Origin of the sequence: Butyricicoccus pullicaecorum (assembly GCF_002160355.1) — a bacterium.
Taxonomy (GTDB): Bacteria; Bacillota; Clostridia; order Oscillospirales; family Butyricicoccaceae; genus Butyricicoccus; species Butyricicoccus pullicaecorum.
Genome location: NZ_NFKK01000003.1, coordinates 1 through 18903, shown reverse-complemented (window position 1 = coordinate 18903; position 18903 = coordinate 1). Strand labels below are relative to the sequence as shown.

General features: G+C 55.3%; 21 protein-coding genes. 13 read left to right on the top strand and 8 right to left on the bottom strand.

What is annotated here, in order from left to right; all coding sequences use genetic code 11:
• Nucleotides 1-90 precede the first annotated feature (90 nt).
• From B5F17_RS03260 to B5F17_RS03230, 7 genes are all read left to right on the top strand, one after another.
• Nucleotides 91-1266, top strand: coding sequence for a 4-hydroxybutyrate dehydrogenase (locus tag B5F17_RS03260; RefSeq protein WP_087370748.1), 1176 nt, complete (start codon nt 91-93; stop codon nt 1264-1266).
• Between the two features lie 152 nt (nt 1267-1418).
• A complete protein-coding gene (locus B5F17_RS03255; RefSeq protein ID WP_016146850.1) occupies nt 1419-2864 on the top strand; it encodes a 4-hydroxyphenylacetate 3-hydroxylase family protein in 1446 nt (481 codons plus the stop codon).
• A 105-nt stretch (nt 2865-2969) separates the two neighbouring features.
• A complete protein-coding gene (locus tag B5F17_RS03250; RefSeq protein WP_016146851.1) occupies nt 2970-3233 on the top strand; it encodes a hypothetical protein in 264 nt (87 codons plus the stop codon).
• A 28-nt stretch (nt 3234-3261) separates the two neighbouring features.
• Nucleotides 3262-4818 carry an acyl CoA:acetate/3-ketoacid CoA transferase gene (locus B5F17_RS03245; protein ID WP_016146852.1) on the top strand — a complete coding sequence of 519 codons (1557 nt, stop codon included), beginning with the start codon at nt 3262-3264 and terminating at the stop codon, nt 4816-4818.
• 234 nt (nt 4819-5052) lie between these two features.
• Nucleotides 5053-6240: an acetyl-CoA C-acetyltransferase gene (locus B5F17_RS03240; RefSeq protein ID WP_016146853.1), complete on the top strand. Its 1188-nt coding sequence runs from the start codon at nt 5053-5055 to the stop codon at nt 6238-6240.
• An 85-nt stretch (nt 6241-6325) separates the two neighbouring features.
• Nucleotides 6326-7141 (top strand): enoyl-CoA hydratase-related protein, encoded by an 816-nt coding sequence (locus B5F17_RS03235; protein WP_016146854.1) that lies wholly within the window; start codon nt 6326-6328, stop codon nt 7139-7141.
• A gap of 71 nt (nt 7142-7212) precedes the next feature.
• Nucleotides 7213-8106, top strand: a complete 894-nt coding sequence (locus tag B5F17_RS03230) for a 3-hydroxyacyl-CoA dehydrogenase family protein (RefSeq protein WP_087370745.1) — start codon at nt 7213-7215, stop codon at nt 8104-8106.
• Nucleotides 8107-8196: 90 nt separating this feature from the next.
• Here the strand turns inward: B5F17_RS03230 and B5F17_RS03225 are convergent, their stop codons facing one another.
• A complete protein-coding gene (locus tag B5F17_RS03225) occupies nt 8197-8715 on the bottom strand; it encodes a nucleoside recognition domain-containing protein (RefSeq protein WP_087370743.1) in 519 nt (172 codons plus the stop codon).
• Nucleotides 8716-8819: 104 nt separating this feature from the next.
• Nucleotides 8820-9416: a hypothetical protein gene (locus B5F17_RS03220; RefSeq protein WP_016146857.1), complete on the bottom strand. Its 597-nt coding sequence runs from the start codon at nt 9414-9416 to the stop codon at nt 8820-8822.
• 52 nt (nt 9417-9468) lie between these two features.
• Between B5F17_RS03220 and B5F17_RS03215 the strand changes: the two genes are divergently transcribed.
• Nucleotides 9469-9717: an AbrB/MazE/SpoVT family DNA-binding domain-containing protein gene (locus tag B5F17_RS03215; RefSeq protein ID WP_087370740.1), complete on the top strand. Its 249-nt coding sequence runs from the start codon at nt 9469-9471 to the stop codon at nt 9715-9717.
• On the opposite strand, the gene B5F17_RS03210 is transcribed toward B5F17_RS03215, so the two are convergent.
• Nucleotides 9700-9987, bottom strand: coding sequence for a sporulation transcriptional regulator SpoIIID (locus tag B5F17_RS03210; protein ID WP_016146859.1), 288 nt, complete (start codon nt 9985-9987; stop codon nt 9700-9702). The two genes, B5F17_RS03215 and B5F17_RS03210, sit on opposite strands and share 18 nt — an antisense overlap.
• 160 nt (nt 9988-10147) lie before the next feature.
• On the opposite strand from B5F17_RS03210, the gene B5F17_RS14590 reads away from it, so the two are divergent.
• From B5F17_RS14590 to B5F17_RS03195, 3 genes are read left to right on the top strand one after another with little or no spacing between them, the layout of a single operon-like run.
• The gene (locus B5F17_RS14590; protein ID WP_242968694.1) at nt 10148-10531 is read left to right on the top strand and encodes a spore coat associated protein CotJA; all 384 of its coding nucleotides are present in this window, start codon (nt 10148-10150) and stop codon (nt 10529-10531) included.
• Between the two features lie 4 nt (nt 10532-10535).
• Nucleotides 10536-10790: a spore coat protein CotJB gene (locus tag B5F17_RS03200; protein ID WP_162608061.1), complete on the top strand. Its 255-nt coding sequence runs from the start codon at nt 10536-10538 to the stop codon at nt 10788-10790.
• Nucleotides 10791-10792: 2 nt separating this feature from the next.
• Nucleotides 10793-11299: a manganese catalase family protein gene (locus B5F17_RS03195; protein WP_242968693.1), complete on the top strand. Its 507-nt coding sequence runs from the start codon at nt 10793-10795 to the stop codon at nt 11297-11299.
• Here B5F17_RS03195 and B5F17_RS03190 read toward each other — a convergent pair.
• Together B5F17_RS03190 and B5F17_RS15210 are read right to left on the bottom strand one after the other, a co-directional pair.
• Nucleotides 11223-12674, bottom strand: a complete 1452-nt coding sequence (locus tag B5F17_RS03190) for a recombinase family protein (RefSeq protein WP_087370736.1) — start codon at nt 12672-12674, stop codon at nt 11223-11225. The genes B5F17_RS03195 and B5F17_RS03190 overlap by 77 nt on opposite strands.
• Nucleotides 12667-12792, bottom strand: coding sequence for a hypothetical protein (locus B5F17_RS15210; protein WP_016146864.1), 126 nt, complete (start codon nt 12790-12792; stop codon nt 12667-12669). The genes B5F17_RS03190 and B5F17_RS15210 overlap by 8 nt, the downstream gene beginning before the upstream one ends.
• Nucleotides 12793-12937: 145 nt before the next feature.
• On the opposite strand from B5F17_RS15210, the gene B5F17_RS03185 reads away from it, so the two are divergent.
• Complete coding sequence (locus B5F17_RS03185; protein WP_016146865.1) at nt 12938-13336, top strand: NifB/NifX family molybdenum-iron cluster-binding protein; 399 nt, start codon at nt 12938-12940, stop codon at nt 13334-13336.
• A 47-nt stretch (nt 13337-13383) separates the two neighbouring features.
• Here the strand turns inward: B5F17_RS03185 and zwf are convergent, their stop codons facing one another.
• From zwf to B5F17_RS03170, 3 genes are read right to left on the bottom strand one after another with little or no spacing between them, the layout of a single operon-like run.
• Nucleotides 13384-14793 carry a glucose-6-phosphate dehydrogenase gene (gene zwf, locus B5F17_RS03180; RefSeq protein ID WP_087370733.1) on the bottom strand — a complete coding sequence of 470 codons (1410 nt, stop codon included), beginning with the start codon at nt 14791-14793 and terminating at the stop codon, nt 13384-13386.
• Nucleotides 14783-16198: an NADP-dependent phosphogluconate dehydrogenase gene (gene gndA / locus B5F17_RS03175; RefSeq protein ID WP_087370730.1), complete on the bottom strand. Its 1416-nt coding sequence runs from the start codon at nt 16196-16198 to the stop codon at nt 14783-14785. Before gndA ends, zwf begins: the two co-directional genes overlap by 11 nt.
• 58 nt (nt 16199-16256) lie before the next feature.
• Complete coding sequence (locus tag B5F17_RS03170; RefSeq protein ID WP_087370727.1) at nt 16257-17216, bottom strand: lactonase family protein; 960 nt, start codon at nt 17214-17216, stop codon at nt 16257-16259.
• A 423-nt stretch (nt 17217-17639) separates the two neighbouring features.
• On the opposite strand from B5F17_RS03170, the gene B5F17_RS03165 reads away from it, so the two are divergent.
• Complete coding sequence (locus B5F17_RS03165; protein WP_087370726.1) at nt 17640-18401, top strand: 4Fe-4S binding protein; 762 nt, start codon at nt 17640-17642, stop codon at nt 18399-18401.
• Nucleotides 18402-18903: the final 502 nt, after the last annotated feature.

The following is an 18903-nucleotide window of genomic DNA, read 5'->3' as shown; positions in this document are numbered from 1 at the left end:
CGGTTCCCGCATGGATTTCTCTGCGGGAAAACACCGGCTATCCCCGGTTTAATTCCCAGTAAAAAAATTTTTTTAATGGAGATGTTTCACATGGATTCTTTTAGCGCTTCTCTGATGAAGGATAAGAGAGAGATCATTATCGCTCCCACCATCTATAAGTTCCAGAACTTCGGCGAGTTCGCTCAGGAGTTCGCACTCGGCGAGCGTGATGTCGTTCTGACCAACGAGTTCATCTACAAGCCCTTTATGGAGCAGTACAATCTGGCTTGCACCTATGTCTTCCAGGAGACCTTCGGCGCTGGCGAGCCTTCCGAGGCTATGATCGAGACCATGTACGAGCGCATCCCGTACGATTCCTATGACCGTGTCATCGCAATCGGCGGCGGCGCTATCATGGACCTGTGCAAGCTGCTCGGCTGCAAGCGCCCCTCTTCCGTACATGAGCTGTACTTCAAGAGAGAGCCTGTTGTACATGAGAAGGAAGTTATCGCAATCCCCACCACCTGCGGCACCGGTTCTGAGGTTACCAACATTTCCGTTGCGATCGTTAAGGACGAGAAGGACGGCAAGCTGACCGGCGGCGAGACCAAGCTCGGTCTGGTTTCCGACGACATCATCCCCAACAAGGTTTGCCTCATCCCCGATCTGCTCAAGACCCTGCCCTACAAGCCCTTCGCTGCTTCCGCAATCGACGCGCTGATTCATGCGACCGAGTCTTTCCTGTCTCCCCATCGTAAGACCGTTACCTCTGAGATGTACTCGGTCAAGGCTATGGAGATGATCCTCGAAGGCTTCCGCCGCATCGCTCTGGAAGGCCCCGACGCTCGTCTGGATTACCTCGGCGAGTACGTTACCGCTTCCTTGTACGCTGGTATCGCTTTCCTGAAGGCTGGCTGCGCTACCGTTCACGGTATGTCCTTCCCCCTCGGCGGCACCTACCATGTACCGCACGGCGAGTCTAACTACGCTCTGTTCAGCAAGATCCTCGAAGTTTACGACGAGTATCAGCCGGACGGCGAGCTGGGCAAGTTCAAGGAAATCGTTGCTCGCTGCCTGGGCTGCACCAAGGACGACGCTCTGCGCACCCTGAATGTAACCCTGGAGAAGGTTCTGCCCCTCAAGCCCCTGCATGAGTACGGCTTTACCGAGGCTGACATCACTGGTTTCCCGGTATCCGTTATGGAGAACCAGCAGCGCCTGATCACCAACTCTTACCGTCCGATGACCAAGGAGCTTATGGAGCGCATCTATCGCGAGTGCTTCTAATCTAAACTCTTATTCCTCACGGATGCGAACAACGGAGTCGATTCCCTCTCGGGATCGACTCCATCTATGCAGCGGCTCCGGTCTTTCATAAGACCGGATTCTCTGCTGATTCCGATTCCGAATTATTTGAAAGAAAGGATACTGTTTCTGTTATGATGACCAAGGACCAGTACATTGAATCCCTGCGCAAGCTGAACCTCAACCTCTGGATGTTCGGCAAGAAGATCGAAAATCCGGTCGATGACCCGGTAATCCGTCCCTCGCTCAACTCCTTCGCTGCTACCTACGAGCTGGCTGAGGATCCCCAGTACGAGGACCTGATGACCGCTACTTCTCACATCACCGGCAAGAAGATCAACCGCTTCACCCACATGCATCAGTCCACCGACGACCTCATCAAGAAGGTTAAGATGCAGCGTCTGCTCGGTCAGAAGACCGCTGCTTGCTTCCAGCGCTGCGTTGGTATGGATGCCATGAACGCTGTCTTCTCCTCTACCTACGAGATCGACGAGGCTTGCGGCACCAAGTACCACGAGAACTTCGTTAAGTTCCTGACCCGCGTTCAGGACGAGGACCTCGCTGTTGACGGCGCTATGACCGACGTTAAGGGTGACCGCGGTCTGGCTCCCTCCAAGCAGGCTGATCCCGATCTGTTCCTTCATGTCGTTGAGCGTACCCCCGAGGGCGTTTACGTCACCGGTGCAAAGGCTCATCAGACTGGCTTCGTAAACTCTCACGAAGTTCTGGTTATGCCCACCATCGCAATGCGCGAGGGCGACGAGGATTACGCAATCTCCTTTGCAATCCCCACCGACTCCGAGGGCATCACCCTGATCTACGGCCGTCAGTCCTGCGATACCCGTAAGCTCGAAGAGTACAACGATATCGACGTCGGCAACAAGGTTTATGGCGGTCACGAAGTTCTGGTCATCTTTGATCACGTTTTCGTTCCGAACGATCGCATCTTCCTCAACGGTGAGGTTAAGTTCGCCGGCATGATCGTTGAGCGTTTCGCTGGCTATCACCGTCAGTCTTACGGCGGCTGCAAGGTCGGCGTAGGCGACGTTCTGATCGGTGCTACCGCTCTGTCGGTTGACATGGCTGGCTGCGCAAAGGCTTCCCACGTCAAGGACAAGCTCATCGAGATGGTTCACCTCAACGAGACCCTGTACTGCTGCGGTATCGCTTGCTCTTCTCAGGGCTCCAAGACCAAGTCCGGTAACTACCTGATCGACCTGCTGCTGGCAAACGTCTGCAAGCAGAACGTTACCCGCTTCCCCTACGACATCGCTCGTCTGGCTCAGGACCTGGCTGGCGGCGCGATGGTTACCCTGCCGTCCGAGGCTGACTTCCGTCACCCCGAACTGCACGCTTACATCGACAAGTACTTCAAGGGCGTCGCTTCGGTTTCCACCGAGGACCGTATGCGTGTCCTCCGACTGATCGAGAACATGACCATGGGTACCGCTGCTGTCGGCTACCTGCCCGAGTCCATGCACGGCGCTGGTTCGCCGCAGGCTCAGCGCATCATGATCTCCCGTCAGTGCAATATGGAGATGAAGAAGGAGCTTGCCAAGAAGATCGCTCGTATCGACTAAGAGATCCGTTTTCTTTCAGAAAGGCACTCTGCACCGAGTGCCTTTCTCCTTATCAAATTGTTTTTCGCCGGTTCTCCCCGTTCCGGCTCGCTGGAGGTTCTCCCGATGCGTAAAGTCGCTGTCAAGTTCTGTGGCGGCTGCAATCCCGGCTACGACCGCGGTGCCGCTTATCAAAAAATCCGGGAAGCCGTTGCCGACCGCGCGCAGATCTCTCTGCCCGCCGAGGGTGAGTCCTATGATGCGCTGCTCATTATCCGCGGCTGCACCGGCTGCCCCTATCTCTACGAGGAGATCGACGCAAACGAACGCATTCTTTGCGTCAAACAAGATGACATCCCGGAAGTCATTGAAAAAATCCGGAACCTATAAAGAAATATTTTATTGAGGATGATACTTCATGAAGAAAGTAAGGATTCTGTCTCCCGATGAGGCTGCCCTGCTCGTACAGGACGGCGACACGATTGCTACCGGTGGTTTCGTAAGCTGTGCTTGCCCTGAGACCCTGTCCAAGGCGCTCGAAAAGCGTTTCCTGGAAACCGGTCATCCGAAGGATCTGACCCTGTTCTTTGCTGCTGGTCAGGGCCACCGCGACGGTACCGGCGGCGACCACTACGGTCACGAAGGTATGGTTAAGCGCGTTATCGGCGGTCACTGGGACCGTGCTCCCCGTCTGGGCGAGCTGGCGCTGGCAAACAAGATCGAGGCTTACAACCTGCCTCAGGGCGTTATCTCTCACATGTACCGTGATATCGCCGCGCACAACATCGGCACCATCACCCATGTTGGTCTGAAGACCTTCGCTGACCCCCGCAACGGCGGCGGTAAGCTCAACGAGTGCACCAAGGAAGATCTGGTCAAGATCGTAAACATCGAAGGTCAGGAGCGCCTGCTGTACAAGGGCTTCCCGATCAACGTCGTTTTCCTGCGCGCTTCCTACTGCGATGAGTACGGCAACTGCACCGTGCATCGCGAGATCGGCCCCCTCGACGTTACCGCTATGGCACAGGCCTGCAAGAACTCCGGCGGCCGCGTTATCGTTCAGGTCGAGAAGATCGTTCAGGGCGGTTCGCTCGATCCCAAGCTGGTTGCAATTCCCGGCATCTATGTTGACTCGGTTGTTATCGGCACCGAGGAAGAGAACATGCAGTGCCTGGGCATGCCGTACGACGGCGCACTGACCGGTGAGTTTCGCATCCCGGTTGATGCAATCCCGCCCATCCCGATGGACGCAAAGAAGATCATCGCTCGTCGTGCTGCTATGGAGCTTCCGCCCGATGCAATCGTTAACCTGGGCACCGGCGCTCCTGAGAAGATCGCAAACGTTGCTGCTGAGGAAGGTATCTCGGACAAGATGACCCTGACCGTTGAGGCTGGTTCCATCGCAGGCGTTCCCTACGGCGGCACCCAGTTCGGTGCAGCTGCAAACGCTATGTGCATCATCCCCCACAACGTACAGTTCGACTTCTATCAGGGCGGCGGCCTGGATGTCGCTTTCCTCGGTCTGGCTGAGACCGCTCCCAACGGTGACCTGAACGTTTCCAAGTTCGGTACCCGTCTGGCTGGTGCTGGCGGATTCATCGACATCACCCAGAATGCAAAGAAGGTCGTTTACTGCGGTACCTTCACCGCAAAGGGCCTCAAGACCGAGTGCAAGGACGGCAAGCTGGTCATCACCCAGGAAGGTGCAAAGAAGAAGTTCGTCAAGCAGGTTGAGCACATCACCTTCTCCGGCGATTACGCAAACGAAGTACATCAGCCTGTTCTGTACATCACCGAGCGCGCTGTCTTTGAACTGCGCCCCGAAGGCGTTACCCTCATCGAGATCGCTCCCGGCATCGACATGCAGACTCAGGTTCTCGATCAGATGGATTTTGTTCCCAAGATTGCTGACGAAGTGAAGCTGATGGATGCCCGCATTTTCCGTGAGGAAAAGATGGGCCTCGCAAACGACTAAAAGCAAATTGTTAAATTTTTATCATATTAAGACCTTTGTTTGGTTTTTCCTGGTAAAAATTTGGCGTTTCGCACGAAAAAATTTTGAGAAATCTTATTTTTTCTCTTCCATTTTGCTGAAAAGTTTGATAAAATTATAACGAAGTGAAGGGCGGCTCGCCCGCCCTTTCTAATCCATCCTGGCAGCGGCAATTACCTGCCGTTACCTTGATCGAAACAAAAAGGAGAGTTTCCAATGAACGTGTACATTTGTTCTGCAGCCCGTACTGCTATTGGTACTTACGGCGGCACCCTGCGTGACGTGCATTCCTCTGTGCTGGGCACTGCTGCAGCGAAGGCTGCAATCGAGCGCGCTGGCGTTGACAAGGAAGCCATTGACGAGGTCGTTTTCGGCCAGGTTCTTCAGGGCGGTGTCGGCCAGAACGTAGCCCGTCAGGTTATGGTCGGTGCTGGTCTGCCTCTGACCACCCCCGCTATGACCCTCAACAAGGTCTGCGCTTCCTCCATGCGTGCTATCTCCCTCGGCTCTCAGATCATCCGTTCCGGCGAGAATCAGCTGATGCTGGTCGGCGGTTGTGAGTCGATGTCCGGTGCTCCCTACATCTCCCGCAATATGCGTTGGGGCGCTCGCATGAACGATGTCAAGCTGGTAGACATGATGGTTTACGACGGCGTATTTGACGTGTTCAATCAGTACCACATGGGTATCACCGCTGAGAACGTTGCTGAACAGTACGGCATCACCCGTGAGATGCAGGACCAGATCGGCTACGAGTCTCAGATGAAGGCTGCTAAGGCTATCTCCTCCGGTCGCTTCAAGGACGAAATCGTCCCGATTGAGGTCAAGAAGAAGAAGGAAACCATTATTTTCGATACCGACGAGCATTGCCGTCCGGGCACCACTCTCGAGGGTCTGGCTAAGCTGCGTCCCGCATTCAAGAAGGACGGCACCGTTACCGCTGGTAACGCTTCCGGCATCAACGACGCCGGCGCTGCTATGATCATCGCTTCTGAGGACTACGTCCGTGCACACGGCCTCAAGCCCCTCGCAAAGATCCGCTCCTTCGGTTCTGTCGGCTGCGATCCCTCCATCATGGGTATCGGCCCGATCGAGTCCAGCCGTCAGGCTCTCAAGCGTGCTGGCCTGACCGTTGCTGACCTCGACCTCGTCGAGTCCAACGAGGCTTTCGCTGCTCAGGCTGCTGCTGTTAACCGCGAGCTCGGCTTCGACATGGATAAGGTTAACGTAAACGGCGGCGCGATCGCTCTGGGTCACCCGATCGGTGCTGCTGGCTGCCGTATCACCACCACCCTGATCTATGAGATGATCAAGCGTGACGCAACCCTCGGTCTGGCTACCATGTGCATTGGCGGCGGTATGGGCGAGGCTCTCATCGTTGAGCGCGATGAGCTGTGCAAGTAAAATAATTAACTTCCCAATTGTGGCAGTCGGGACGGCTCCCCGCCGTCCCCCCTACCCAAACTGACCTCAAAGGAGATTTTTTATCATGACTGATGTAGTAGTTGAGAAAAAGGGTCATGTTGCCATCGTTAAGATCGAGCACATGAAGGCCATGAACGCGCTGTCTACCGATATGTACGCACAGCTCGAAGAGGCTTTTGACGAAGTCGGCAAGATGGACGACGTTTACTGTGTCATCCTCACCGGTTCCTCTACCGTCAATAAGAAGGGCAAGACCGTTAACTCCTTCGTTGCTGGCGCTGACATCGCTCAGATGTCTACCATGACCGTTGCTGAAGGCAAGGCATTCGGTAACGATTCTAACCGCGTTTGCTGGAAGATCGAGAACTTCAAGCGCCCGGTTATCGCTGCAATCAACGGCTTCTGCCTGGGCGGCGGCTGCGAGCTGGCTATGTCCTGTGACATCCGTCTGGCTTCCGACAACGCTCTGTTCGGTCAGCCCGAAGTTGGTCTGGGCATCACCCCGGGCTGCGGCGGCACCCAGCGTCTGGCTCGCCTGATCGGCATGGGCAAGGCGAAGGAACTGCTCTACACCGCTCGCGGCAACTACACCGCACAGGACGCTCTGGCTATGGGCCTGGTCAACTACGTTTATCCGCTCGATCAGCTGATGGACGAGGCTATGAAGCTGGCTGAAGAAATCGCAGCACAGGCTCCGATCGCTGTTTCGCTGGTTAAGGAAGCTGTCAACGTTGGCATGCAGACCGACCTCAACTCTGCTCTGAAGCTCGAAGGCAACTGCTTCGGCGAGTGCTTCGCAACCGAGGATCAGAAGTACGGCATGGCTTGGTTCCTGGACAAGAACCGCGACAAGCCTGCTAAGGAGTTCAAGAATAAGTAAGCGTTCCGGGGCCGCTCCGGCGGCTATTACTTGCGCATTTTTGCGTCAATTGTTAGAGGAGAGAGAGTAACATGAAAGTTTGTGTATTCGGCGCCGGCAATATGGGTGCGCGCATCGCAGAAGTTTTCCTGACCCATGATCACGAAGTAACTATGGTCGACATCAAGGACGAGTTCCTTGCTGGCGGCGTAAAGCGCATTGAGGGCGACCTGAATTTCCTGGTTCGCAAGGAAAAGATGACCGCAGAGCGCGTTGCTGATCTGCTGGGCAACCACCTGAAGACTTCTACCGACCGCAATGTTGCCAGCGATGCTGACTTCGTTATCGAAGTTATCCTGGAAAACATGGAGCTCAAGAAGGATCTGCTGCGCGATCTGGACAAGATCTGCCCCGAGCACACCATCTTCGCTTCCAACACTTCGGCTCTGTCGATCACCGAGATGGCTGCTTCCATCCCGCATCGCTCCGATAAGTTCATTGGCTGCCACTTCTTCAACCCGGCTCAGATCATGAAGCTCGTTGAGGTTACCCGCGCTATGCAGACCTCCGACGAGACCTTCAAGTTCGCTTACGATCTGATGACCTCGCTTGACAAGATTCCGGTTGCTGTACACGAAGGCCCTGGCTTCGTTGTAAACCGCATCCTCATCCCGATGATGAACGAGGCAATCGGTATCTACGCTGACGGTCTGGCTTCCCCGTCCGACATCGATATCGCTATGCAGAACGGCGCTGGCATGAAGTCCGGCCCGCTCCATACCGCTGACCTGGTTGGCCACGACGTTAACCTGGCAATCATGGAGACCCTGTACCGCGAGACCGGTGACCCGAAGTATCGTCCCCATCCGCTGCTCCGCAAGATGGTTCGCGCTGGCTGGCTGGGCCAGAAGACCGGTAAGGGCTTCTTCACCTACGACGGCCCCTTCGGCAAGGAAGTTCCCGGCGGCGATCTGACCGTTCGCTAAACCAAAAAACTCTCCATTTCAAACTGTGCTGACCGCGCAGTTTGAAACATAGAAAATCCCCTGGTGATTGCACCAGGGGATTTTTTTCGCTTAATTTGCGCCAAAGAACAGTCGGACAAAAAAGGCAGATGAGACAAAGGCGGTCAAATCTCCGATGAGTGCCGCCGGTACTGCGTATCGCGTGCTCTTGAGTCCCAAACTGCCCGCGTACAGGCTGATGGTGTAAATACTGGCTTCCGATGCCCCCAACATGACCGCTGCCACACGTCCGGCATAGCTGTCCGCGCCTGCGCGCTGCATGATATCGGCTCCGAGTGCCAGTCCACCGCCGCCGCTGATCGGTTTTAACAGCACCAGCGGTGCACACGCCTCAGGAATGCCCAGGCACGAGAAAATCGGACGCATCATCGCGCCAAGCCAATCAATCGCTCCCGATGCGCGCAGCATATAGACCGCAGTCAGCAGTCCAACCATAGTCGGTGCAATCGCAGCCGCGGTCTTAGCTCCCTTTTTCGCGCCCTCCAGAAAATTTGAAAATACGTCTACGCCCCGTATCTGCGCAAACATCGTCACGCACGCCAGCAGCGCAGGTACCAGCCATTCTGCCATTTTTTCTCCTTTCCTCCCGGTGTCTCGCGAAAAATCTTACCCTCTCGACCGCGTTCGACAGAACTTTTCCACCGTTTTATGCGATAATACCGTTGGAAGACCGGTCATCTGTCCTGCCTTGGACAATCCGGAAACAATGGCCGCAGGCAGCGCGCCGCAAACAGCGCTGCCGCTACTGAGAGTATGGATGCACCCCAAACAGCCGGCATAATGTCAAATGGCGCCTGCGCACCCATCCCGGCACGGAGCGCGGCCACCGTCGTCGGAATCAGCTGTATGGATGTCGTGTTGAGAATGATGAGCGTCAGCACGCGGTCGGGACTGCCGCGCCGTCCCGCAGTCTCATACAGCCGATCGGCCGCACGCAGCCCCAACGGTGTCGCGGCGTTGGACAATCCCAGCACATTCGCCGTGATACTCGCGCCAACCAGCTCCATACTCTCCCGATCGTTCCCTGCTCGCCCAAACAGCGGCCGCAAGATTGGCCGCAAGATATGTGCGATTCCAGAACCCAACCCGGATGCGGATACCACAGACATAAATCCAGACCAGAACATCATCAGGCCGATCATCTCAATCAGCAGCTTGATCGCCTGTCCGGCTCCCTGTGCCGCCGCCTGTGAGACCTCCGCCATCCGTCCCGATGCCATTGCTCCAATCCAGGCAATGCATAAAAACGCTGTCCAGATCTTTGACAGCACTTCGACCGCCTCCTTACTATCCCAGCCCCGTTTTTCAGAGGAGAGTTACAACATGAATCAGAAATCTAGCGGCATCGTCCGCAAAATCGATGATCTCGGGCGTATCGTTCTGCCCGCCGAGATGCGCCGTGCACTCGAACTCAGTGTACAGGATCCTGTCGAAATTCAAGTGCAAGGGGATCACATCATTCTCAGAAAACATACCTCTGCCTGCGCGTTCTGCGGCGCGGTCGGACAACTTACCACCTTCCGTGGAAAGTATGTCTGTCCCGACTGTATCCGCTCACTGCGCTGTCTCTGACTCTTTCTGCCGCGTACCCTCTTGGGCTGCGCGGTATTTTTCTTTGGTCGCCATTCCGCCGCGAATGTGCCGTTCCCGCTTATTTTTCCCCAAAACCTCCTGTACTTCGGTATATAACACGCCGTTGAGCTGACGCAGACGCGCCGTAATATCCTTATGTACCGTCGACTTGCTGACACCAAACTTCTTCGCCGCCTGCCGCACGGTCGCTCCTTCCTCTACGATGTACTGTCCCAGTCGTATCGCCCGTTCTTCCGGCAAGCCTTTCATGTCCGTCCCCTCCGCATTCAATCTTGTGCTTCCAGCTTATGCGCTTCGCCCTGCTTTTAGGACTGCTTTTTTCTGTGGATTTGCCTAGTGCGGTCACCTGATTTATCTCTCGGTCATAGGCTGACTTGAGGCCACGCCTCAAATCCACAGTATTGGAGCGATGACTATGTTCTATGACCCCCTTGCACCCTGCCGTGATGCCAGGGATGGCTGCGAAACGCCTCCCACCGATGAGGACAACGGCAACCAGAATGGAGGCAACGGAAACAATGAACCTTCTACCCCCGATCTCACCCCGCCGATCTCCCCGACACCGCCAGACGATGACCAGGACGAGAATGGGCAGAATGGTACCCTGCCAGTCGATGCAATCGACCCCAGACTTCTTGCGCTCGCAATGGGCTTCGTCCCCTACCAGTCTTGGGAAACGCCCTATGCGACCGATGTCGCCCTCTCCCGCGGCACCATCTTCCCCGGTCTCGACAAACCCTTCCTCGGCGAACGCCCCGTCTTCGATTCGCCGTCTCTCAGATGGGGGGGCTGATCCGATGACCGAACGCCAAAACATGCTGCGCACCGTCCAGATGCACGATTTTGCCCTACTTGAAGCCGCAGAATACCTGGACGCTTATCCCCAGAACGCCGATGCACTCGCCTATTTCAAAACCCAGCAGGCACTCTATCAGGCCGCTGTTGATGCCTACACCCAGAAATATGGCCCGCTGCAATACAAAAACGGCAAGTATGACAATATGTGGTCTTGGGTCGACGACCCCTGGCCCTGGGAAGGAGCGGATCAATAACCATGTGGACTTACGAGAAAAAATTACAGTATCCCGTCAAGATCAAAACCCCCAATCCGGCAATGGCAAAGCTCATCATCACTCAGCTGGGCGGCCCGGATGGTGAAATGGGCGCGACTACGCGTTATATGAATCAGCGATATACCATGCCTTATGCCATTGGCAAGGCTGTGCTCACGGATATCGCCACGGAGGAAATGGCGCACCAGGAGATGATTGCGGCCATTGTTTACCAGTTGACCCGTAATCTCACCCCGGAACAGATCAAGGAAGGCGGCTTTGACGCCTATTTCGTTGACCACACGACCGGTATCTACCCGCAGTCCGCGGCTGGCAATCCGTTTACTGCGGCTGCGCTGCAGTCTAAGGGCGACGCGATCACCGATCTGTTTGAAGACCTTGCAGCAGATGGTGCATGGTCTGGCGCACAACTCAAAACCGCCAATGAATGCATACGGGCACCGTTCGGCTGCCCGGTGCGCGTCGTCCGACCTCGATTCGCTGGATGAGCAGCTGCACGGCATACCCAGTTAAGGTACGCAGTGGTCGGCAGGTGTGTTTGGTCTGTGCAGGCCCTTCCGACTCGGTCTGCGGCGCACGCAAGCGTGCAAGATCTCGTTTGAGCTGCTCGGTCAGCGTCTGGGCTTCGCTCTCCGAAATGCGTCCGGCGGCGCGATCGAGATACAACAGGCGCAGACTTCTTCGGTACTGCTCCTGCATACGTGCGCGCAGCTCATCAAGATTGGTCTGGTCTGCCTGCTCAGCTGAATGCAGGTCAATTTGCACGTTGTATGTGTTTATAAGGGTATTGATCTGCTGCAAGACTGCATTTTGCAGCGCCTCTTCGGATAGAAAAGCACCCGTACAGGCCGCTTTTGCGGCATGCCGGGTGGAACATTGCAGATATCGTTTGCCCCGTGTGGTGGTTACGCACAGAAGTGCGCCACAGGTACGGCAAAACACCCGACCAGCAAACGGACTGGGTGGATTTTTACCAATCGTATGACTGGTATGGTGTAGTCGCTCCTGTACCACGTCCCACAGCGTCTGCGAAATCAGAGGTGCGTGAGTATCCGGCACCTTGTACCACAGAGACGGTGGACGTGAGATATTTTTCCGCGTCTTATATGACTGACTGCCGTATCTGCCCTGCACCAGCACGCCGCGATACATTTCGTTGCGCAGCATTGTGCCGACTGTCGAAGCGCTCCAAGGGTGTTCCCCGCGTCCTTTTCGTGCTGCCGGGCTGGGTTCGCCTCGTGCGGTGAGCATGCTTGCGATGGCTTTTTGGCTGCGTCCTGCCGCGTACTCTGTGAAAATTTCCTGCACGACTGGTGCGGTCAGCGGATCGGGCAGCAAATGTCCGCGCATATCCGGGTCTTTCCGATAGCCGTACAAGGCCGTTGAGCCGATATGCAGACCGCGCTTTCTGCGACTGGTCAGCACGGCGCGGATGTTCTCGGACAAATCCTCTAAGTACCACTCGTTAATCAGTCCGTTGATCTGGCGAGCTTTTTTATTGTGCCGCACAGCGGTGTCAGCATGGTCGACCACGCTGACAAAGCGCACGCCCCATCGCGGAAAGCGATCGTGCAGATAGTGCTCGACCATCTCGATCTCACGGGTAAAACGTGACTGCGTCTTGCACAGCACGATATCATACGTGCCGCGTTCAGCCTCGTACAACAGCTGCCGAAATCCTGGTCGGTTACGGTCGGCGCCCGCCCAGTCGTCGTCGATCCACTCGGCTACCACCTCCCAATTTCGGTCGGCGGCGTACTGCCGCAGCATTTCCCGCTGGTTCTGAATGCTCTGGCTGTCCGGCCCGTCCTTTTCCCGGTCTTCCTCGGACAATCTGCAATAGATCGCGACACGTTCACGCACGTTCTTCCCTCCTCCGCTCTCGTTCGCACAAGGTCAGCAGTTCGGTCAGCTTTGCAAGATCGGGTCCATCTTCCGATAAAAATTTCTGTGTAACTGCAATTTCACAGGTTCTTGCCATTTGTGCATCCCTCCTGCGTCCATGTTATGATGCCTTTGGCACGGGATATGTTCGGTTTACACCATCTGACCCTTTTCCATTTGACTTTCTGCTCAAAAAGAGGTATCCTATGATTAGAACATTAGCCTAGGAGGCATATTTTATCATGAAAATTGCAGTTACATACGAAAACGGTCAAGTTTTCCAGCATTTTGGTCATTGCAAGCTGTTCTGTCTGGCAGACACCGAAACCGGCTCCCGTGAGCTCATCGACCCGATGGGCGAAGGTCACGGCGCACTGGCTGGCTTCCTGCAGGCGCATGGTGTCGACGCACTGATCTGTGGTGGTATCGGCGGCGGTGCGCGTGTTGCACTGGCACAAGCTGGCATCACCCTGTATCCCGGTGTGACCGGCGATGTTGAGGCCGCTATTGCTGCGCTCCAGAACGGTACGCTGAACTACAACCCGGACACCGTCTGCAACCACCATCACGACCACGGTGAAGGTCACTCGTGCGGCAGCCACGCCTGCGGCGAGGATAAGCACGGCTGCGGCGGCAATTAAAACAAATGCAAAAAGACCCGCTCCCTTTCGGAGCGGGTCTTATCTTTTTACTGTACTTCGGGTTCGCGGAACCAATGGTGACCGTCCTGTTCAAGCAGGGCATCGGCCTCACGCGGCCCTGCGGTATCCGGTGCGTAGGCTGCCGGGGTGCGATCTCCCCAGAGTTCTTCCAGACGATCGACGTACTTCCAGCTGGTCTCGATCTGATCCCACTGGGAAAACCACGAGCGTTCTCCGTGGAAGCAAGCTGATAGCAGGCGTTCGTACGCCTCCGGAGTGTTGATTCGGTTGGCAATCGAGCAGCTCTGGCAGAAATCCATCTTGACCGGCATGATATCCTCGAAATCGCCCGGCCGCTTGATGTTAAACTGCAAATACACGCCCTCGGTCGGCTGGAACTTGACCAACAGTACGGTCGGTGCAATATCCGGGGACGGCGACTTGAAGACTACCGCAACCTCCATTTCCCGTCTGCCCAGCTTCTTACCGGTACGGATGTAAAACGGCATATCGCGCCAGCGGTCGTTATCGACAAACACCTTGAGTGCCGCGTAGGTCTCGGTCTTGGAATCGGGTGCGACGTTCGTCTCTTCGCGATAGCCGTCGTACTGTCCCAGTACCACCTGATCGGCAATGCTTTCTTCGGTCAGCGGACGCAGCGCACGCAGCACGCGCAGCTGCTCTTCGTGCATGGCCTCGGGTGTAAACGCCGCAGGCCGCTCCATTGCCAGAATGGACAGAATCTGGAACAAGTGATTCTGCACCATATCGCGCAGTGCGCCGCTGTGGTCATAATATCCGCCGCGCGTCTCGACGCCCACGTCCTCAAGTGCCGAAATCTGAATGCACGCGATGTGCTTTGCGTCCCAAGCGTCGGCAAAAATCGGGTTAGTGAAACGAATGGTCTGCACGTTGCGCACCATTTCCTTGCCCAGATAATGGTCGATGCGATAGATATTTTCCGCACCGAACGCCGCTTCCAAGCGCGCATTGAGCGCTCTTGCATCGTCCAGACTTTCACCGAACGGCTTTTCCAGAATCACCTGACTGCCCTGCGCATGGCCGATCTGGAACAAGCCCTCGGCAATGGTCGCGAAAAAGCGCGGCGCAACCGCAAAGTAAAAGACACAGGTTTCAATGCCCTGTTCATCTAAGAAAGTATCCAGTGCTGGATAGGCTTCCAGATTGGTGAAGTCCATGCGATAATAGCGAATGGATTGGGCAAAGGTTTCAAAGGTCTCCTCGCGATAGGGCAGGCGTGCGAACTTCTTGACCCACTCGCGAGCCTTTTCCCGATACTCGGCATCGGTATAGGCACGGCGGCCAATGATGATAATATCCTGGCCGTCCGGTGCCGAGCCGGACAGCATGCGATTATACAGTGCGGGCAGCAATTTACGGAAGGTCAGATCGCCCGTGCCGCCAAAAATCGTGATTGCAGGACGCTTACCGTTCATGGCTCTGCCCCCATTCGTGGTGAAACACGCCCTCACGGTCGGTTCTGCGATAGGTGTGTGCACCGAAGCAATCACGCTGTGCCTGAATCAGGTTTGCACCGACCGGTGCACCGCGCAGGCCGTCCAGATAGGAAACCGCGCTGGTCATAACCGGCATGGGTACGCCGTTGCAGATACCCTGTGCAGCCGTGCGGCGAAGCGAGGGATGACCCTTGCGCACGCGTGCGGCAAAGGCATCGTCAAGCAGCAGGTTGCTGAGGTCAGGATTGCGTGCAAACGCTGCCATAATATCACCGAGCAGCGCCGCCTGAATGATGCAGCCCGCACGGAAGACCGATGCGATGCTGCCCAAGTCAAGCGACCACTCATAGCGCGCCGACGCATCACGCAGCATAGCAAAGCCCTGTGCGTAAGCAATCAGCTTGCCAATATACAGACCCTCGCGGACGGTCTCGGCAAAGGCTGCACGATCCTGCGCCAGCTGCACGACCGGGGTTCCCAGATCGGCCTGGGTACGCACCGGGTCGCCCGACAGGATACGCGCACCGACCGCGCCCGTAATCATAGATAGGTCGATGCCCTGATGCAGCGCTTCAATGCTTGTCCAGCGGCCGGTGCCCTTCTGTCCAGCTGCGTCCTCGATATGATCGACCAGATCGCCCTCGGCAAGGTCATCGGCTTCGCGCAGCACGTCGGCGGTAATGCCGATCAGGTAACTGCGCAGCTCGCCGGTATTCCACTGAGCGAACAGGTCTGCAATTTCATGATTGGTAAAGCCGCCGACCGTCTTGAGCACCAGATAGCTCTCGGCAATCAGCTGCATATCGGCATATTCAATGCCATTATGCACCATCTTAACAAAATGTCCTGCGCCGTCCGGGCCCATATAGGCACAGCACGGTGCGCCGTCCTCGGTCTTCGCCGCGATTGCTTCCAGAATGGGTGCAATCTGCGCATAGCCCTCGCGATTACCGCCCGGCATGATCGCGGGGCCAAAGCGTGCACCGGTCTCACCGCCCGATACGCCCACACCGAAATAGTGCAGACCGTGTGCAGACAGACGCTCAGCGCGGCGGCGGGTATCGGCAAAGAACGAGTTGCCGCCGTCCAGTACCATGTCACCCGGCTCCATAAGCGGAATGAGCTGGTCGAGCATCTGATCGACCGGATCGCCTGCCTTAATCATCAGCAGCACACGGCGCGGCTTCTTGAGCGACGCCATCAGCTCGGTCAGCGAAAAGACCGGATGCAGGTTTGCATTGGGTTCTTCCTCCATAACGGCACGCGTTACGTCGGGGTTGCGATTAAAACCGGCTACCTGAAAGCCGTGATCGGCAATATTACGTGCAAGGCCGCGGCCCATAACCGACAGGCCGATTACGCCGATATCACACAGAATTGACATAAGAAAAGTCCTCCTGGATCGTTAAATTTTATAATACGCTCCCCCGATCCCTTTTTGTTTACAAGCAGATACTGCTGCCCTCCGGTACATGGATATGTGAAACAATCTCGCCAAGCTTACCGGTCTCTGCATCCCGCGGGAAACTGAACAGATCGTCCGAATCCCGGCACAGCACCAACACATACCGGCCATCATCAGACAAAATGAAGTCACGCGGATGCTTACCGCCGCAGGGCACCTGCTGAATTAAGTGTGCGCCATCTGCATCGAGTGCAAACACGCTCATAATATCAGCGCCGCGCGTCGATGTATACAGGAATCGGCCGTCCGGCGACAGTCGGATGGCTGCGGTTGTAGATGCAGCGTATTCCGGGTGATCCTTGGGCAGAATGCTGACCTGCTGGAGCAGCTGATAGCGTGTATCCGCATAATTAAAGTGATACAGCTCATGACTGCGCTCGGTTACCATCCACAGAGTGCGATCCTTGGGATGGAAAATACCGTGTCTCGGTCCACTGCCCGCCGGGAACAGAATGACGCCACGCGGCGAGAACTTACGGTCAAAAATACGCACCTGATCCTGTTCCAAGCAGGGTACCAGGATAAAGCCACGTCGTCCGAGCGACTGGTGACAGCCTGCCTTTTCCCCACAGGCAATCTGCGTCGCGCAGGACAGATTATGGCTATCGGTACGATAGACCGTGAACAATCCTTCGTGGTAATTGGCCGCCAACAGGCTGGAACCCGAAAAACGAAGGTGACACGGTGTCTGCTTCTCCGGACAGCACATCGAAAACGGCGGCGTGCACGGGTGTCTTGCGTCCCAAAGCGCTACACCTGCGCGGCCTTCCAGCTCGATCGCAGAAGCCAATATGCTGCCCTTGCGTGCCACACACTTCGGATTGCGCACAGCAGCGAACAGAACCGGCTCGGACAAAGCACCGGTATCCGGATCAAACGTGAACCGGTAAATACCCTGGCTGCGTCCTGTCGTATAAGTACCTATATATCCATGCATCCTATCATCCTCCCTTGTAAGGTCATTATACCGAGATAAAACTTGAAAATCAAGCACAATCGCGCAGAAATTTGAAAATATACCAAATAAATATAAATTTAACGATCTGTCGCTTGACTGCAATACAGTAATTTGTCAATTTGCACCGATTTCCTACCTTTTATTTGCACTCATCTTATACTTTTTCTCTAAATTTTTCAATGTGTGACATTGTCTCTTTTTTCAATCTACGCAGTGGTTTTTGCTCCGTGGCTTACAGAATACATGGAAACAATTCTCAGTTAAGAGTAATAGATTTTATCATATTTTTATGCATATTTATTATTATGTAACTTTTCTTATCTACTTATACATTGCATCCGCACGCAGACAGGCGTATAATGGTATACACATACAACTGTGCTGTTACAAGGAGAGATACAAATGACGTGTAAATTGATCGTGTTCAGCCCCACTGGCGGTACACAGCGTGCGGCAGAACTGCTTGCAGAACCCTTCCAGCCCATCGCAGAAACCATCGATCTGTGCGCAATGCATACCGATTTTTCCAAAACAACACTGACAAGCGATGATTTGTGCATCGTGGTAGTTCCTTCCTTCGCTGGCCGTGTTCCTGCGACCGCAGTCGAACGTCTGCGCCAGATGCAAGGGAATGGTGCACGCGCTGTACTGGTTGCGGTATATGGCAATCGTGCGTTTGAAGACACCCTGGTAGAGCTGCAGGATGTACTGACCGAACAGGGATTTCACTGTATTGCCGGTGTCGGTGCACTGGCGGAACACTCCATTGCACGACAGTTTGCAGCTGGTCGTCCGGATGCGCAGGATGCAGCTGTTTTGGCTGACTTTGGAAGAAAGATTGCGGATAAACTGGCAAATCATGATGATTCCATTCCTACCTTCCCCGGAAATCGTCCGTATCGTCCTTACACGCCCTCTCCTATGCATCCGCAGGGTAATGCAGAGGTTTGTACCAAGTGCGGCGCTTGCGTTGTAGCTTGCCCGGTTGGCGCGATTGCCAGCGATAAGCCTTATGAGACACAGGAACATTGCATTTCCTGTATGCGCTGCGTGAAGGTTTGCCCGCGGCATACTCGTACGTTGAATCTTGTTATGTTAGCAGGTTTGACGCAGAAGCTGTCGGCTGTGTGCGAAGGTCGAAAGGAAAATGAGCTGTTCTTGTAAGTTTTAGCACCGCACCAATCACTGAAAGTTTCGCCAGCCTTTTCAAAGGCTGCGGGTTCTCAGGGCAGAGCCCTGAGTCGCCCGTCGCAACGGGCGAAATCCCCTTTTGATTTTCCCGATCTCCCGCGAGGGAAAATCAACTAAAATAAAAAATAATCGCTCGCCGCAGCGAGCGAAATTCTCTTCGCGCACAAAGTGCGCTCATGGGAAAGACCGTCCGAAGGGACGGTCTTTCCTTTTTGGCTTGTTTTGATTGAAACCCGGGGCGGACACCGGGTTTCAAAAGGGGAGTTTCGGACTCTGCGGAGTCCGACTCAGGGCTCTGCCCTGAGAACCCGCAAGCCTTTTGAAAAAGGCTTGACCGAAAACTTCAATTAGGGGTGCGGTGCTTATCGTTACAAAAAAATCCCCGGGGATTTCTCCTCGGGGATTTTCGATTCAATCTTACTTGCCAGCCTTTGCAGCGCGGATTGCCTCGATCATCAGCGGAACTACCTTGAAC

Bases quoted from the DNA above. Each gene is read 5' to 3' on its own strand.
- B5F17_RS03250 (WP_016146851.1), top strand. From the start codon at position 2,970: ATGCGTAAAGTCGCTGTCAAGTTCTGTGGCGGCTGCAATCCCGGCTAC.
- B5F17_RS03255 (WP_016146850.1), top strand. From the start codon at position 1,419: ATGATGACCAAGGACCAGTACATTGAATCCCTGCGCAAGCTGAACCTC.
- B5F17_RS03210 (WP_016146859.1), bottom strand. From the start codon at position 9,987: ATGAAAGGCTTGCCGGAAGAACGGGCGATACGACTGGGACAGTACATC.
- B5F17_RS03195 (WP_242968693.1), top strand. From the start codon at position 10,793: ATGTGGACTTACGAGAAAAAATTACAGTATCCCGTCAAGATCAAAACC.
- B5F17_RS03200 (WP_162608061.1), top strand. From the start codon at position 10,536: ATGACCGAACGCCAAAACATGCTGCGCACCGTCCAGATGCACGATTTT.
- B5F17_RS03225 (WP_087370743.1), bottom strand. From the start codon at position 8,715: ATGGCAGAATGGCTGGTACCTGCGCTGCTGGCGTGCGTGACGATGTTT.
- B5F17_RS03230 (WP_087370745.1), top strand. From the start codon at position 7,213: ATGAAAGTTTGTGTATTCGGCGCCGGCAATATGGGTGCGCGCATCGCA.
- B5F17_RS03245 (WP_016146852.1), top strand. From the start codon at position 3,262: ATGAAGAAAGTAAGGATTCTGTCTCCCGATGAGGCTGCCCTGCTCGTA.
- B5F17_RS03240 (WP_016146853.1), top strand. From the start codon at position 5,053: ATGAACGTGTACATTTGTTCTGCAGCCCGTACTGCTATTGGTACTTAC.
- B5F17_RS03165 (WP_087370726.1), top strand. From the start codon at position 17,640: ATGACGTGTAAATTGATCGTGTTCAGCCCCACTGGCGGTACACAGCGT.
- B5F17_RS14590 (WP_242968694.1), top strand. From the start codon at position 10,148: ATGACTATGTTCTATGACCCCCTTGCACCCTGCCGTGATGCCAGGGAT.
- gndA (WP_087370730.1), bottom strand. From the start codon at position 16,198: ATGTCAATTCTGTGTGATATCGGCGTAATCGGCCTGTCGGTTATGGGC.
- B5F17_RS03235 (WP_016146854.1), top strand. From the start codon at position 6,326: ATGACTGATGTAGTAGTTGAGAAAAAGGGTCATGTTGCCATCGTTAAG.
- B5F17_RS15210 (WP_016146864.1), bottom strand. From the start codon at position 12,792: ATGGCAAGAACCTGTGAAATTGCAGTTACACAGAAATTTTTATCGGAA.
- B5F17_RS03185 (WP_016146865.1), top strand. From the start codon at position 12,938: ATGAAAATTGCAGTTACATACGAAAACGGTCAAGTTTTCCAGCATTTT.
- zwf (WP_087370733.1), bottom strand. From the start codon at position 14,793: ATGAACGGTAAGCGTCCTGCAATCACGATTTTTGGCGGCACGGGCGAT.
- B5F17_RS03170 (WP_087370727.1), bottom strand. From the start codon at position 17,216: ATGCATGGATATATAGGTACTTATACGACAGGACGCAGCCAGGGTATT.
- B5F17_RS03260 (WP_087370748.1), top strand. From the start codon at position 91: ATGGATTCTTTTAGCGCTTCTCTGATGAAGGATAAGAGAGAGATCATT.
- B5F17_RS03215 (WP_087370740.1), top strand. From the start codon at position 9,469: ATGAATCAGAAATCTAGCGGCATCGTCCGCAAAATCGATGATCTCGGG.